Genomic DNA, 14302 nt, shown 5'->3' with positions numbered 1-14302 from the left:
GACCCGCTGCTAGGCGTCGGCGAACCGGTCGGTCGCCTCGATGAGGTGGTGCAGGATGCCGGGCTCGCTGAAGGCGTGTCCGGCGTCGTCCACGATCGTGAACTCCGCCTCGGGCCAGGCCTTGTGCAGGTCGTAAGCGGTGCGGGCGGGGGTGCACACGTCGTAGCGGCCCTGGACGATGACGCCGGGGATGTCGCGCAGCCGCTTGGCGTTGTCGATCAGCTGGTCCGGGGTGAAGAAGCCGCCGTGCACGAAGTAGTGGTTCTCGATCCGGGCGAACGCCAGCGCGTAGTCGGGGTCGGCGTGCTGGGCGCGGATGTCGGGGTCGGGCACCAGGGTGACCGTGGAGCCCTCCCACATGCTCCAGGCGCGCGCCGCGGCCAGCCGCACCTCCGGGTCGGTCGAGTTGAGCCGCTTGGCGTAGGCGCCGATGAGGTCGTCGCGCTCGTCCTCGGGGATCTGCTCCAGGTAGGTCTCCCACAGCTCCGGGAAGAGGTGGGAGGCGCCCTCCTGGTAGAACCAGCGCAGTTCGTCGTTGCGCAGGGTGAAGATGCCCCGAAGGATCAGCTCGCTGACCCGGTGCGGGTGCTCCTCGGCGTAGGCCAGCGCGAGCGCGCTGCCCCAGGAGCCGCCGAAGACCTGCCACTTCTCCACGCCGATCATGCGGCGCAGCCGCTCCATGTCCTTGACCAGCGCCTGGGTGGTGTTGGCCTTGAGGTCGACGTCCATGCCGCTGGCGTGCGGCGTGCTGCGGCCGCAGTTGCGCTGGTCGAACAGGAGGATGCGGTACTTCTCCGGGTCGAAGAGGCGCCGGTGCGCCGGCCCGCACCCGCCGCCGGGGCCGCCGTGCAGGAACACCACGGGCTTACCCGTGGGGTTCCCGCAGAGCTCCCAGTAGATCCGGTTCCCGTCACCGACATCGAGCATGCCGGTGTCGTAGGGATCGATCGGCGGGTACAGCGTGCGCATCGGGCATGCACCTTCCGTATACACGTGGACGGTCGTGTGTGACAGAACCTCAAGAGCAGGGGACCGGGCACGGCCGGCGAGCGGTCGAAGGGAGGCGACGACGCGCGGCACCGGCGGCCATCGCTCCAATCCTAGACAGGATTCCATCTCGCGTTGATCTTGAGCGGGTCGGCTCGGGCGTGGGTCATTCGCCCGGGTATGGTGACCAGAGTCACAATGACGACGTGGAGGTCCGCCCATGTCCAGTCCGGCCACCCGCGAGTTCCGCTCCGCCCGCGACTTCCTGCTCGACCACCGCGAGGACCAGGCCCTGGCCCACCGCGAGTTCCGCTGGCCACGGCCCGATCACTTCAACTGGGCGCTGGACCACTTCGACGTCGCGGCCGCGGAGCACCCCGACCGACTCGCGCTGTGGATCGTCGAGGAGGACGGCACCGAGACGAAGCAGACCTACGCCGAGCTCGCGCAGCGCTCCGGCCAGGTGGCCAACTGGCTGCACGCCCAGGGCGTGCGCCGCGGCGACCGCATCCTGATCATGCTCGGCAACCAGGTGGAGCTGTGGGAGGCGACCCTGGCCGCGATGCGGCTCGGCGCGGTCATCGTCCCGGCGACCACGCTGCTCTCCACGGCCGACCTCGCCGACCGCATCGAGCGGGGCGGAGTCGCCCATGTCATCGCCAGCGCCGCGGACACCCCCAAGTTCGAGGGGCTCGGCGGCCACTGGACCCGCATCGCGGTCGGGATCATGGAGGGGTGGCTCGACTACACCGACGCCCAGCACGCCGGGCTGGACTTCGCGCCAGACGGCCCCACCTCCGCCGACGACCCGCTGCTGCTGTACTTCACGTCGGGGACCACCTCCCAGCCCAAGCTGGTGCTGCACACCCACCTGTCCTATCCGGTGGGGCACCTGTCGACCATGTTCTGGGTGGGGATCCGCCCCGGCGACGTACACCTGAACATCTCCTCGCCGGGCTGGGCCAAGCACGCCTACAGCAGTATCTTCGCGCCGTGGAACGCCCAGGCCACGGTGCTGGTGGTAAACCAGTCCAAGTTCAACGCCGCCTACCTGCTCAGCCAGATCGCGCGCTGCGGCGTCGACACGTTCTGCGCGCCGCCCACGGTGTGGCGGATGCTCATCCAGGCCGACCTGGGCGCGTGGAACGTGCCCATCCGGGAGGTGGTGGCGGCGGGTGAACCGCTCAACCCCGAGGTCATCGAGCAGGTGCGGCGCGCCTGGGGGCTGACGGTGCGCGACGGGTTCGGGCAGACGGAGACGACCCTGCAGATCGGCAACGGCCCCGGCCAGGAGATCCGGCCCGGGTCCATGGGCCGCCCCATGCCGGGGTTCACCATCGCGCTGGAGGACCCGGTCACCGGGGAGGTCGGCGACCAGGGCGAGATCTGCCTCGACATGGCCGACGACCCGGTCGGGCTGATGGCCGGGTACCGCGACAACGACGAGCGCACCAAGCAGGTGATGCGCGACGGGCGCTACCACACCGGGGATGTCGCCCACCGCGACGCCGGCGGCTACATCACCTACATCGGGCGGGGCGACGACGTCTTCAAGGCCTCCGACTACCGCATCTCCCCCTTCGAGCTGGAGAGCGTGCTCATCGAACACGAGGCCGTGGCCGAGGCCGCCGTCGTGCCCTCCCCCGACCCGGTGCGGCTGGCCGTGCCCAAGGCGTATGTCGCCCTCGTGGAGGGCAGAGCGCCGGACCCCGAGACCGCGCGCGACATCCTCCGCTACGCGCGGCAGAACCTCTCCCCCTTCAAGCGGGTGCGGCGCCTGGAGTTCGCCGAGCTGCCCAAGACGGTCTCCGGCAAGATCCGGCGGGTGCAGCTGCGCGCGGCCGAGGAGAGGCGCAGCGCCGACAGCGGCTCCCGCAACGAGCACGAGTACTGGGAAGAGGACTTCCCGGGGCTCAAGGACGAGACAGAATGAGCAATGAGCAAGGACAGCACCGACGAGGCCGACGGCGGCCGGCGGGGGGCGACACGCGCGCCCGGACGGGCCGGGCGGGCGCATTCCTGTCCCCCGTGATCAGCACCGATGACCCGCACCACAATCGAGGGCCATCGGAAGTCTCGACAGTTCCGTAGCGTTAGGGTTGCCGAAGGCCAACCGGGGATGAGGGATAGAGGAACGGCATGCCGAACACCAACGACACCAGGGTCGAGAGCTACCTTCCCCTGGTCGCACCACAGGACGTCCTGGCCGAGCTGCCCATGGGCCCCAAGCGCAGCGCCCTCGTCGAGGACGCCCGCGCCGAGATCAAGGGGATCATCGACGGCACCGACGACCGACTGCTGGTGATCGTCGGGCCGTGTTCGGTCCACGACCCCGACGCCGCGCTCGACTACGCGCACCGCCTCAAGAGCCTCATCCCGTCGCTCAGCAGCGAGCTGTGCGTGGTGATGCGCGTCTACTTCGAGAAGCCGCGCACCACTCTCGGCTGGAAGGGCCTGATCAACGACCCGGGCCTGGACGAGACCTATGACGTCCACCGCGGGCTGCGCACCGCCCGCAAGCTGCTCCTCGACATCGGCTCGCTGGGGGTCCCCTCCGGCACCGAGTTCCTCGACCCGATCACCCCGCAGTACATCGCCGACGCGGTGGCGTGGGGTGCCATCGGCGCGCGCACGACCGAGAGCCAGGTACACCGCCAGCTCAGCAGCGGGCTGAGCATGCCGGTCGGCTTCAAGAACGGCACCGACGGCGACGTCCAGGTCGCGGTGGACGCCTGCGGCGCTGCCGCCGCCTCGCACACCTTCTTCGGTATCGACCCCAGCGGCGCCGGGTCGGTCGTGGTGACCCATGGCAACTCCGACTGCCACGTCATCCTCCGCGGCGGGCGCTCCGGCCCCAACTTCGACGCGCAGAGCGTCGGCGCGGCGCTCGACGTCATCGAGGAATCGGGCCTGCCCCGCCGCGTCATGATCGACGCCAGCCACGCCAACAGCGGCAAGGACCACACCCGCCAGCCGGGCGTGGCCAGCACCATCGGCGACCAGATCGCCGGGGGCGAGAAGGGCATCATCGGCGTGATGCTGGAGAGCAACCTCATCGAGGGCGCGCAGAAGCTCCACGACCCGGCCGACCTCACCTACGGCCAGTCCATCACCGACAAGTGCATGAGCTGGGAGACCACCGAGGGCGTCCTGAGCGGGCTGGCCGAAGCCGTCCGCAACCGCCGCAAGGCCTGACGCTCCCGCCTCTCGGCGGTGATCACGGAAAGTCTGTCGATTTTCGTCGGCTTTTCGACAGAATCGCCATGGCCATCGCCGGGAGGGGCCTGCCGGTGGGCACCCTTGGGGGCGCGTCATCGCCGCTGCTAGGCTGACCGGTAGTTGCTGACCCCGTACGGGAGAGTGCCCGCGCATCCAGCGCGGGCCGCCGAAGGAGCAATTCCTCCCCGAAGACAACCTCTCAGGCGCACAGGACCGTACGGGCGAGACCACTCTGGAAAGCAGGAGCTCACCGCTCCTCGCCGAAGGTGCAAGCCACGCCGTGCGCGGGTGAAGCTCTCAGGCACCGATGACAGAGGGGGAGGATGGCAACGCCTTTGCAGATACGACGTCCATCCTCTCGGGAGTGCCCATGACGGAGCCTACGAGCGCCCCCCGCACTACACCGCTGAACGCGGTCCACGAGCGGCTGGGTGCCACCCTGGTCGACTTCGCCGGGTGGCTGATGCCGCTGCGCTACGGCAGCGAGACCGCCGAGCACAAGGCGGTGCGCGAGCGCGCCGGCCTGTTCGACCTGTCCCACATGGGGGAAATCAGCGTCACCGGCCCGCAGGCCGCCGCGTTCCTCGACTACGCGCTGGCCGGGTACCTCTCCAAGGTCAAGGTCGGCCGCGCCCGCTACACGATGATCACCGCCGCGGACGGCGGGGTGCTCGACGACCTGATCGTCTACCGCCTCGGCGAGGAGGAGTACCTAGTCGTCGCCAACGCCGCCAACAACGACACCGTCGTGGCCGCGCTCACCGAGCGCGTCGCGGGGTTCGACGCCCGGGTGGCGGACCAGTCCGCCGACTACGCGCTCATCGCGCTGCAGGGCCCGGAGGCCGTGCGGATCCTCGCTCCCCTCACCGACGCCGACCTCTCCGAGATCAAGTACTACGCGGGCTACGCCCACACCGTGGCCGGCCACCCCGTTCTGCTCGCCCGCACCGGCTACACCGGTGAGGACGGGTTCGAGATCTTCCTCCGGCCGGGCTCCGACGCCCCCGCCGTCTGGGACGCGCTGCTCACCGCCGGAGAGCCCTACGGCCTCGTGCCGGCCGGGCTGTCCGCGCGCGACACGCTGCGCCTGGAGGCGGGGATGCCGCTGTACGGCAACGAGCTCAGCGCCGACCTCACGCCCTTCGACGCCGGCCAGGGCCGCGTGGTCAAGTTCGAGAAGGACGGCGACTTTGTGGGCCGCGCCGCGCTGGCCAAGGCCGCCGAGACCGAGCGCACACGTCGCCTGATCGGCCTCATCGGCCGGGGCCGCCGCCCGCTGCGCAACGGTCAGCAGGTCCTGCGGGAGGGAACGCCGGTGGGGTCCATCACCAGTGGCGCCCCCTCCCCTACGCTGGGCAAGCCGATCGCGATGGCCTACGTCGACGGCGACCTCGACATCGCCTCCGGTGAGTTCACCGTGGACGTGCGGGGTCGCGCGGAGGCGGTCGACGTGGTCGAGCTGCCCTTCTACAAGCGGGATCGCTGATGTTCCTGGCCTTCTGGGGCCAGGGCGCGAGCCGCGGTGCGGGCCACGTCGGCGACCCGGCAGAATCTCTGTCGGGGCCGATGACGAGCCGCATGGTGCAGGACACGACCGCGCGGACGTGTCGCGCGGTGCCGGACAACGAATGATCTCCTGGGGAGTTGAATTGAGCGTTCCCGCTGAGCTGAACTACACGAAAGAGCACGAGTGGGTGGCCATCAACGATGGTGTCGCCACCATCGGCATCACGGCCTTCGCCACCGAGGCGCTGGGGGACATCGTCTTCGTCGACCCGCCGGAGACCGGGACGACGGTAGCGGCCGGTGACACCTGCGGCGAGGTCGAGTCGACCAAGTCCGTCAGCGACATCTACGCGCCGGTGAACGGCGAGGTCGTCGACGTCAACCAGGCCGCGGTGGAGAACCCCGAGATCATCGGCGAAGACCCCTACGGGCGCGGCTGGCTCTTCAAGGTGGAACTCTCCGAGGACCCGGCCGACCTGCTGACCCCCGAGCAGTACACCCAGGTCACCGAAGGCGAGGGCTGATCACATGACCGAGACGCGCAACATCCTCGACCAGCCGCTGGCGCAGTACGACCCCGAGGTCGCGGCGGCCGTCAACGACGAGCTCGCCCGGCAGCGTGACACGCTGGAGATGATCGCCTCCGAGAACTTCGCGCCCCAGGCGGTGCTGGAGGCCCAGGGGACCGTCCTCACCAACAAGTACGCCGAGGGCTACCCCGGCCGCCGCTACTACGGCGGCTGCGAGCACGTCGACGTCGTCGAGCAGCTCGCGATCGACCGCGCCAAGGCGCTGTTCGGCGCCGAGCACGCCAACGTGCAGCCGCACTCGGGCGCCCAGGCCAACACGGCGGTGTACTTCGCGCTACTCAAGCCGGGCGACACCATCCTCGGCCTGGACCTCGCGCACGGCGGGCACCTGACCCACGGCATGCGGCTCAACTACTCCGGCAAGATCCTCAACGCCGTGGCCTACCACGTGCGCGACGAGGACGGCACCGTCGACTACGACGAGGTCGAGAAGCTCGCCAAGGAGCACCAGCCGAAGATGATCGTGGCCGGGTGGTCGGCCTACCCGCGGCAGCTGGACTTCGCCCGGTTCCGCGAGATCGCCGACGAGGTCGGCGCGATCCTGTTCGTCGACATGGCGCACTTCGCCGGTCTGGTGGCGGCCGGGCTGCACCCCAACCCGGTGCCCTACGCCGACGTCGTCACCACCACCACGCACAAGACCCTCGGCGGCCCTCGCGGCGGGCTCATCCTCGCCAAGGAGGAGCTGGGCAAGAAGATCAACTCGGCGGTGTTCCCCGGCATGCAGGGCGGCCCGCTGGAGCACGTGATCGCGGCGAAGGCGGTCGCGCTGAAGATGGCGGCGGGCGAGGAGTTCGCCGACCGCCAGCGGCGCACCCAGGCCGGTGCGCGGATCCTCGCCGAGCGCCTGACCCAGCCCGACGCCGTTGAGGCCGGGGTGCGGGTGCTCACCGGCGGCACCGATGTGCACCTGGTGCTGGTGGACCTGGTGAACTCCGAGCTCAACGGCCGGGAGGCCGAGGACCGCCTGCACGAGATCGGCATCACGGTCAACCGCAACGCGGTGCCCAACGACCCGCGCCCGCCGATGGTCACGTCCGGCCTGCGCGTCGGCACGCCGGCGCTGGCCACCCGGGGCTTCGACGAGACGGACTTCGCCGAGGTCGCCGACATCCTCGCCGAGGCGCTCGAGCCGGAGTACGACGCGGCCGCCCTGCGCGACCGCGTGGTCGCCCTCGCGCGCAAGCACCCGCTCTACCCGGGCCTGTAGCGGGCCACCCCCGCTACCCCCGGCGAACGGGATCGGGTCGCGCGGCGGTTCGCCGCCGCACGACCTCATACCTCGTCATCAGACAGCCGGGCCGTGCGCCGTCGCACCGAGTTCGGCGCAGGGCCCGGCTGTCGGCGTTTTACGGCCGGTGCCCCCACAACCGCTTCCAACTACCGCACCCTGTACTCAACGAGGAGGGCAGGAACCATGGCCATCAGCGTTTTCGACCTATTCAAGATCGGCATCGGCCCTTCCAGCTCGCACACTGTGGGCCCGATGAAGGCGGCCCGCACGTTCGTCACGGGCCTGGTCGACACCGGCCTGCTCGACCGGGTGGCCACGGTGCGCGCCGAGCTGTACGGCTCGCTCGCGCTCACCGGCAAGGGGCACGGAAGCGACACCGCGGTCATCCTCGGTCTGCTCGGGGAGACCCCGGAGGACGTCGACGTCGACGCGGTGTCGGGGCTGCTGAGCGAGGTGCGCACCACCCGGCGCCTCGCGCTGGGCGGTCACCGCGAGATCACCTTCGACCCGGCCGAGCACGTCGACTTCCGCCGCAAGGAGAGCCTGCCGGGGCACCCCAACGGCATGCGGTTCGTGGCCTTCGACGCCGAGGGCGCCGAGCTCCGCTCGCGGATCTACTACTCGGTGGGCGGCGGTTTCGTCGTCGACGAGGAAGCCGCCGGAGCCGACCGCATCAAGCCGGACGACACCCCGCTGCCCTACCCGTTCGCCACGGCCGCGGAGCTGCTCGGGCTGTGCCGCGAGACGGGCATGTCGATCAGCGCCATCATGCTCGCCAACGAGCAGGCGTTCGGCCGCACGCGCCAGCAGATCCACGACGAGCTGCTGGAGATCTGGCACGTGATGCGCCAGTGCGTCCGCCGCGGCGTCACCACCGAGGGCACCCTCCCCGGCGGCCTCAAGGTCCCCCGCCGCGCCCACCGCCTCTACCGCCAGCTGGGCGGCACGTGCGACGCCACCGGCCTGGCCAAGCCGGACCGGACCGACCTCAGCGACCCGATGCGCGGCAGCGACTGGATCACCCTCTACGCCCTGGCCGTGAACGAGGAGAACGCGGCGGGCGGCCGTGTGGTGACCGCCCCGACCAACGGCGCGGCCGGGATCGTCCCCGCCGTCCTGCACTACTACACCCACTTCAGCGACGGCGCCAACGACGACGGCGTCGTCCGTTTCCTGCTCACAGCGGGCGCGATCGGCATCCTCTTCAAGGAGAACGCCTCCATCTCCGGCGCCGAAGTCGGCTGCCAGGGCGAGGTCGGCTCCGCCTCCTCCATGGCAGCGGGCGGCCTCGCCGAGGCCCTGGGCGCCACCCCGGCCCAGGTGGAGAACGCCGCCGAGATCGCCATGGAACACAACCTCGGCCTCACCTGCGACCCGATCGGCGGCCTGGTCCAGGTCCCCTGCATCGAACGCAACGCCCTAGCCTCGGTCAAAGCGATCAGCGCCACCCGCATCGCCCTGCGCGGCGACGGCAGCCACTTCGTCTCCCTGGACAAGGTCATCAAGACCATGCGGGACACCGGCCGTGACATGCACGACAAGTACAAGGAGACCAGCCGCGGCGGGCTCGCGGTCAATGTCATCGAGTGCTGATCACGGAGCGAACCGACAACGCTTGTGCCGCGTTGTCCCCTCAGACGACGGGTTCGTGGGGCAGCATCGGTATATGGCCATGAAGAGATTGACGGTCTATGTCGATTCAGCGGACCTCGCTCTGATCAAGGAATCCGCGCGGCGTCGCGGTATTGCGGAAGCAGAGATCATCCGCCAAGGTGTCCACCTGGCGGCCATGGCGAACCGTGTCTGGGACGAACCGCTGGACTGGCCCATGTTCGACGGCCGAGGTGAGACCGTGTCCAATCCTGAAGTCACTGCGGTGGTCGCCGAGGGAACGTCGTGCCGAGCGGACCGTCTCGATGCTCAGGATCCGCCTCTACCGCGCTAGCCTGGCGTTCAGTCCAGCAGACGTCCGTGTGACCTGGTGAGCCGTCGCCATTACAAGACGATGGTGGGTTTCGGCGAGGACAATCTTTCGGATCAGCTCACAGACGGCGGTCTCCTCGAGTTAGGCAGCCTGACGGATCTGCTTCAGCTCCTCTTCGCTGAACTCCAGGTTGATCGTCGCCATGCCCTCACCCCGCCTGATTGCCGCTTGGATGCCGCCCGATGGTACCGCGCGGCCGGTTCAGGTCGAGGTCTGTTCGTTCGGGTCGCGTGGGCGGAGGAAGCGTTCGTCGAGGACCAGGGTGCGTTGGGTGTGATCGGCCGCGTAGACGACGTCGGCCTCCCAGAGGCCGACGGAATTGCGTCCCCGCCACCGTTTGAGCAGGCCTTTGTGCCACACTCCCGATTGCAGAACCCAGCAGAGCTTGGCACCGGGTCCAGCGTAATCGGGAAAGCAGTTGATACACGGGGCGCGGTCGTAGAGGACACGGTCGATCGGAACATTCTCCGGATCGCCCACCTCGTCTCCGCGCCACCTGGCTTTCCGCTGTCCCTCCACCAGGGCGGCGCAGCGCGTCGACCGGCGGAATACCAGTCCCCCGCGTGTGACCACAACGCGTTCGACAAGGACACTGTTGGCCACGCGACACAGCCCGCACTGGCCGGGTAGAAGTTCGTGCTTGCAGCGGCTACCACCCACGCGAATACCGTAGGGTTGCCGAATTCCGCGGGCAACGGAGAAGAGCGAATTGTCCGATTGCGGACAGCGGAGGCGTTGCTGTCCTCTCCCTGGCGAGTGAACGACGACCGAGGGAAGGTCACACGGGTTGCCCCGTTGAGTGGCTTCGGACGACGTGCATGATGCGACCCCGCACGCCGTGTGTCGGCCGCGCGGGGTCTGGTGTCGGGCGTAACGTGTGTCGGTCAGTGGTGGGTGAGGTGCGGCCGGGAGCCGGCGCCGGGGACTAGGTCGGCCGGCCCCGACTTCATTGCTTCGACGAACTGCCCGAGTTGTTGCTCGGGCAGGGCGCGGGCGAGGTCGGATTCGCTGATGATGCCGGTCAGCTGGTGGTCGCGGATGACCGGGACCCGCTTGATGCGGTGTTCAATCATGCCCCGCAGGACTTCGCTGACGTCCGCCTCCTCGTCCACCCAGAACGGAGTTCCCTGCGCCAGGTCGGCGGCGGTGGTGGTGCGGCAGTCGCGGCCTTCGGCCACACAGCGGAGTACGATGTCGCGGTCGGTGATGATGCCCTTGAGGCGCTTGTCCGAACCGCAGATGGGGAGCGCCCCCACCCCCATGTCGCGCATCATCCGGGCGGCGACGTCCAACGTCTCGCTCTCGTCGATGCACTGAGCGTTTGAATGCATGATGTCTGCAGCGGTCGCCATGGATTCCCCCTGAAGTCGACGTCCCGCCCCAGAAGTGGGCTTACCCCGACCGCTCGATCACGACACCACGGCTTTCGGCGGGTGTGGCCGCTACACGGCTGTCGGCACGGAGACCGGCTGACGCGGGTTCACGCCTGCTGTGCGCTCATGTCCATGTGGACCACCTCCCAGAGGTGGCCGTCGGGGTCGTGGAACGATCGCACGTAAACTCCCGACTCCTCCATGGGCTCGTTCGCCGCGGACGCACCGGCCACGAGGGCCGAGTCGACCAGGCTGTCGACCTCCGACCTGGTATCGGCGCTCAAAGCGACGATGGCCTCCGTGTGCGTGGACGCGTCGCAGATCTCCTTCTTGGTGAAACCTTTGAAGAAGTCCTCGACGAGCAGCATCGCAAAGGCGTCGTCATTGATGATCATGCAGGTGGCGTTCTCGTCGGTGAATTGCTGGTCGAACGAGAATCCGAGCGCGGTGAAGAAGTCGACCGATCGCTTGAGGTTCTTGACGGGCAGGTTCACGAAAATCTTTCGAGCCATGCCGCCAACGTAACAACGGGGTCCGACAAACCCGGGGAACCAGCGGCCCGGGATGGGCCCGCGTCGCGACCGATGCCTCGTGTTCGCTGCTGTCCGGCGCCTTTCGGAGTCGTGGGTCAGGACCTCAGGCCGGGCGCGTCACACACGTTGTCGATGTGGTTGTAGAGGAAGCCGTGCGGGCACTGGAACAGCACCGGGATGTTCTTCACGCAGGGGTGCAGCGCCTTCTCCTTGTACGGGTCGGGGAAGGTGATCCGCCCGTACTTGATCCCGCGAGCGATCGAGCACTCATTGAAGAGCTCCGCGTGGGCCGGGAGCACGATGGCCAGCGACAGCAGGCTGCCCAGGAGTACGGCACCGCAGGCCGCGGCCAGGCGGCGGGGTGTGGAGTACACGAGAGCCATCTCTTTCTGTAAGGTATTAACTACTCAGAGTTATATTGCCAGATAGAGACCGGATCTGCAGCCGTTTACCGCGGAAGATGGGCGATGGACAGAGGGCAAGGGCGAGGCGAGCGCCTCGACGTGTCATCCGCGTACGGTCAGGTGGTGGTCGAAACCGTCGTGGGCTCGAAGTGCTCCCGCAGCGCGCTCTCGCGCTGCTCGTCGCTCGACAACGGGCAGGTGGCGCACTTGGCGTCACCGAAGCGGTAATAGAAACAGCAGCCGCCGCGCACCATGAACATCCGCTCCGGCCGGTGCTCCGGCTGGCCCGCCAAAGCGAGCGGGAAGGGGCGCTGTTTGGGAGCGACGCGGGCGCGGTCGGCGTTGATCCACGCCACCATCCGCCGGGCCCGCTCCCATGCGGCCCACTGGTCGGCGCCGACCTCGTGCGAGGCCCCGATGAGCGCGGCGTGCGGCGCGTCGGCCACCATGCTCCACTGCGGCCGGGTGCCGTAGCGCGTATGGGCGCGCACGGCATCGATCACCGGCTCCAGGGTGGCCACCGCCGCACCCATGAACCACGCGTCCAGTGCGTCCTCGTCCGCGACGCACACGGCGCCGGGGCGGCGCTCCATCGGGTCGCCGTCGATGACGGCCACGGCGCCTTGGCGCAGGGCGAGCCGGTCGAGCCGGCCCGTCTCCGGGTCGTGGCGCACCCACGTCCGCTCCGGCGCGAGGTCCGGGGCCCGCCCGGTCAGGTAGGCCGCCACGCAGGCGAAGGCGAGCACCTGGCGCGCGATGTCGGAGGCGAGGAAGGCCGCGGCGGACGTGGTGTGTCCCGCGCAGGAGCGCTCCAGCAGGAGGGCGATGAGTTCGGGAACCCGGTCGGGCATCCGGTCGAGCCGCGTCCACTCCGCCCCGGGCGGGGCAGGATCGTTGACCCCCAGGAGGTCCACGTCGATGTAGAGCTCGCGTGCGTTGATCCAGGCGGCGACGCCGACCAGCGGATGGCAGCTCTGCACGGGCACTCCTGAGCGATCGGATACGGCCAGCGAATGATTCCGTAGGTTAGCCTAGCCTCACCTTTGGGTGATACGCACGTCGCCCCTCCCGTATCGGGCGTCACCGGCACATTTCCAACGAACAGGGGGAACCGACGCACGCGCTCGGATACGGTGACAGCACGTGCAGTGGAGCTGATGGGAGAACACGTGGGCAAGCGCCTGGTGCTGTGGGATATCGACAAGACCCTGCTCGACGTCGAGGGGGTCGGCTTCGAGGTCTTCTCGGCCGCGTTCGCCGAATACAGCGGCCTGACCGAGCACCAGGAGACCCGTGGCGCCGGACGCACCGAGTGGCGCTGGTTCCACGACACGCTGCTGGCCAACGGCGTGGATCCCGCCGACGACGGCTTCGCGCGCTTCCTCGACGTGCAGGACCGCCTCTTCGCCGCGCGGGCGGCCGAGATGGTCGAGCGCGGCCGCGTCCTCGCCGGAGCCGAGCGCATCCTGCGGCACTGCGCCGAGGACAGCGACATCATCTCCTCCCTGCTGACCGGCAACACGCGGCGCAACGCCGAGCGCAAGCTCACCGCGTTCGGCCTCGACCACCTCGTGGACTTCTCGCTGGGCGCCTACGGCGACGACCACATGGACCGGCCCGAGCTCGTGTCCATCGCCCGCCGCCGCGTCTACGAGCGGGTCGGCGTCCAGTTCACCCCCGCGACAACGGTGCTCGTCGGCGACAACGCCAACGACATCAGGGCCGCCCAGGAGGGCGGCGCCCGGATCGTCGCCGTCGCCACGGGCGAGACCGACGCCGCCACCCTGCGCTCGCTGGACGCCGACACCGTTCTCGATGACCTTTCCGACACCGATGCCGTGCTGGCCGCCCTCCTCGGCTGAGCACTGACCGCGGCGGGACAGAGAAGCGGCGCCGGAGGCTCCCCCCGAAGACCTCCGACGCCGCGGTCACCGGCGGACCCGGCGCGGCGCGATCCGCGTCATCGATCCGGCCGCGCGTCCGTGTCCGCCTGGCTGCCTCCTTGTGCGCTTGTGTTCCTGCTCCTTCGGCGCGGTGGTGCCCGCCTTAGGCGGCGGCCGCCCGTGCAGCGCGATCAGCCCGCCCCGGCGACGATGTCCTCGACGGTGACGTGCACGATCCTGCCCAGCGCCAGCGGGCGAACCTGGTCGCGGATCTCGGCCGCGATCTGCGGCGCGGGGCGCCCGTAGCGCACGACCACGCCGACCTCGACACTGGTCGGGCGCACCGCGACCCCGACGATCCGCCCTTCGGGAGCCGGCGTGACCGTGGTGCGGAACGCACCGGCCGACAGGTCGACGACGTCGGGGATGGTCCGGGCCTCGGCCGCGATCCGCCGAGCGATCGTCGCCGCGTCGAGCTGCGCGTCGCCCTCCATGGCATCCTCACCCGCGATCGGACCACCGAACCCCCACATCACTCATGGTAACCAGAGAATCACTAGAAGTAGAGAATCTTGGGTGTGATCGATGA

At 69.3% G+C, this 14302-nt stretch carries 15 protein-coding genes and 1 riboswitch; of the genes, 9 read left to right on the top strand and 6 right to left on the bottom strand.

The window, feature by feature from the left end; all coding sequences use genetic code 11:
- Window positions 1-9 precede the first annotated feature (9 nt).
- Complete coding sequence (gene pip, locus CDO52_RS08405) at window positions 10-969, bottom strand: prolyl aminopeptidase (RefSeq protein WP_017617354.1); 960 nt, start codon at window positions 967-969, stop codon at window positions 10-12.
- Between the two features lie 238 nt (window positions 970-1207).
- Between pip and CDO52_RS08400 the strand changes: the two genes are divergently transcribed.
- The 8 genes from CDO52_RS08400 to CDO52_RS27330 all read left to right on the top strand — a co-directional run bounded on the left by CDO52_RS08400 (window position 1208) and on the right by CDO52_RS27330 (window position 10150).
- Window positions 1208-2920, top strand: a complete 1713-nt coding sequence (locus CDO52_RS08400) for an AMP-binding protein (RefSeq protein ID WP_017617353.1) — start codon at window positions 1208-1210, stop codon at window positions 2918-2920.
- 206 nt (window positions 2921-3126) lie between these two features.
- Window positions 3127-4182: a 3-deoxy-7-phosphoheptulonate synthase gene (locus CDO52_RS08395; protein ID WP_017617352.1), complete on the top strand. Its 1056-nt coding sequence runs from the start codon at window positions 3127-3129 to the stop codon at window positions 4180-4182.
- A 148-nt stretch (window positions 4183-4330) separates the two neighbouring features.
- Window positions 4331-4432: riboswitch (glycine riboswitch) on the top strand.
- 144 nt (window positions 4433-4576) lie between these two features.
- On the top strand, window positions 4577-5692 hold the full coding sequence (gcvT, locus tag CDO52_RS08390; RefSeq protein WP_017617351.1) for a glycine cleavage system aminomethyltransferase GcvT: 1116 nt from the start codon (window positions 4577-4579) through the stop codon (window positions 5690-5692).
- Between the two features lie 163 nt (window positions 5693-5855).
- Complete coding sequence (gene gcvH / locus CDO52_RS08385; protein WP_017617349.1) at window positions 5856-6236, top strand: glycine cleavage system protein GcvH; 381 nt, start codon at window positions 5856-5858, stop codon at window positions 6234-6236.
- A gap of 4 nt (window positions 6237-6240) precedes the next feature.
- Window positions 6241-7512, top strand: a complete 1272-nt coding sequence (locus CDO52_RS08380; RefSeq protein ID WP_094932295.1) for a serine hydroxymethyltransferase — start codon at window positions 6241-6243, stop codon at window positions 7510-7512.
- Between the two features lie 207 nt (window positions 7513-7719).
- Entirely contained in the window at window positions 7720-9129 is a 1410-nt protein-coding gene (locus CDO52_RS08375) for an L-serine ammonia-lyase (protein ID WP_017617347.1), read from the top strand.
- Window positions 9130-9202: 73 nt separating this feature from the next.
- On the top strand, window positions 9203-9481 hold the full coding sequence (locus CDO52_RS08370; protein WP_033299373.1) for a ribbon-helix-helix domain-containing protein: 279 nt from the start codon (window positions 9203-9205) through the stop codon (window positions 9479-9481).
- A gap of 36 nt (window positions 9482-9517) precedes the next feature.
- Window positions 9518-10150: a hypothetical protein gene (locus CDO52_RS27330; protein WP_157745491.1), complete on the top strand. Its 633-nt coding sequence runs from the start codon at window positions 9518-9520 to the stop codon at window positions 10148-10150.
- A 254-nt stretch (window positions 10151-10404) separates the two neighbouring features.
- Here CDO52_RS27330 and CDO52_RS08360 read toward each other — a convergent pair whose 3' ends face one another.
- From CDO52_RS08360 to CDO52_RS08345, 4 genes are all read right to left on the bottom strand, one after another.
- Window positions 10405-10872, bottom strand: coding sequence for a CBS domain-containing protein (locus tag CDO52_RS08360; protein WP_017617344.1), 468 nt, complete (start codon window positions 10870-10872; stop codon window positions 10405-10407).
- 128 nt (window positions 10873-11000) lie between these two features.
- A complete protein-coding gene (locus tag CDO52_RS08355) occupies window positions 11001-11405 on the bottom strand; it encodes a VOC family protein (protein WP_026125530.1) in 405 nt (134 codons plus the stop codon).
- Between the two features lie 116 nt (window positions 11406-11521).
- Window positions 11522-11809 (bottom strand): hypothetical protein, encoded by a 288-nt coding sequence (locus CDO52_RS08350; RefSeq protein ID WP_033299370.1) that lies wholly within the window; start codon window positions 11807-11809, stop codon window positions 11522-11524.
- 137 nt (window positions 11810-11946) lie between these two features.
- The gene (locus CDO52_RS08345) at window positions 11947-12810 is read right to left on the bottom strand and encodes a (2Fe-2S)-binding protein (RefSeq protein ID WP_017617341.1); all 864 of its coding nucleotides are present in this window, start codon (window positions 12808-12810) and stop codon (window positions 11947-11949) included.
- Between the two features lie 177 nt (window positions 12811-12987).
- On the opposite strand from CDO52_RS08345, the gene CDO52_RS08340 reads away from it, so the two are divergent.
- On the top strand, window positions 12988-13692 hold the full coding sequence (locus tag CDO52_RS08340; protein ID WP_026125529.1) for an HAD family hydrolase: 705 nt from the start codon (window positions 12988-12990) through the stop codon (window positions 13690-13692).
- Between the two features lie 212 nt (window positions 13693-13904).
- On the opposite strand, the gene CDO52_RS08335 is transcribed toward CDO52_RS08340, so the two are convergent.
- Window positions 13905-14207, bottom strand: a complete 303-nt coding sequence (locus CDO52_RS08335; RefSeq protein WP_026125528.1) for a hypothetical protein — start codon at window positions 14205-14207, stop codon at window positions 13905-13907.
- Between the last annotated feature and the right edge of the window lie 95 nt (window positions 14208-14302).

The organism is Nocardiopsis gilva YIM 90087 (assembly GCF_002263495.1).
GTDB lineage: Bacteria > Actinomycetota > Actinomycetes > Streptosporangiales > Streptosporangiaceae > Nocardiopsis_C > Nocardiopsis_C gilva.
The sequence above is the reverse complement of the archived record's forward strand: the minus strand, read 5'-3'. Positions and strand labels throughout refer to the sequence as shown.

Excerpts from the sequence above, each read along its gene's own strand:
- CDO52_RS08370 (WP_033299373.1), top strand. The coding sequence starts at position 9,203 with ATGGCCATGAAGAGATTGACGGTCTATGTCGATTCAGCGGACCTCGCT.
- CDO52_RS08360 (WP_017617344.1), bottom strand. The coding sequence starts at position 10,872 with ATGGCGACCGCTGCAGACATCATGCATTCAAACGCTCAGTGCATCGAC.
- CDO52_RS08355 (WP_026125530.1), bottom strand. The coding sequence starts at position 11,405 with ATGGCTCGAAAGATTTTCGTGAACCTGCCCGTCAAGAACCTCAAGCGA.
- CDO52_RS08380 (WP_094932295.1), top strand. The coding sequence starts at position 6,241 with ATGACCGAGACGCGCAACATCCTCGACCAGCCGCTGGCGCAGTACGAC.
- pip (WP_017617354.1), bottom strand. The coding sequence starts at position 969 with ATGCGCACGCTGTACCCGCCGATCGATCCCTACGACACCGGCATGCTC.
- CDO52_RS08400 (WP_017617353.1), top strand. The coding sequence starts at position 1,208 with ATGTCCAGTCCGGCCACCCGCGAGTTCCGCTCCGCCCGCGACTTCCTG.
- CDO52_RS08335 (WP_026125528.1), bottom strand. The coding sequence starts at position 14,207 with ATGGAGGGCGACGCGCAGCTCGACGCGGCGACGATCGCTCGGCGGATC.
- CDO52_RS08340 (WP_026125529.1), top strand. The coding sequence starts at position 12,988 with ATGGGAGAACACGTGGGCAAGCGCCTGGTGCTGTGGGATATCGACAAG.
- CDO52_RS08350 (WP_033299370.1), bottom strand. The coding sequence starts at position 11,809 with ATGGCTCTCGTGTACTCCACACCCCGCCGCCTGGCCGCGGCCTGCGGT.
- CDO52_RS08375 (WP_017617347.1), top strand. The coding sequence starts at position 7,720 with ATGGCCATCAGCGTTTTCGACCTATTCAAGATCGGCATCGGCCCTTCC.
- CDO52_RS08395 (WP_017617352.1), top strand. The coding sequence starts at position 3,127 with ATGCCGAACACCAACGACACCAGGGTCGAGAGCTACCTTCCCCTGGTC.
- gcvT (WP_017617351.1), top strand. The coding sequence starts at position 4,577 with ATGACGGAGCCTACGAGCGCCCCCCGCACTACACCGCTGAACGCGGTC.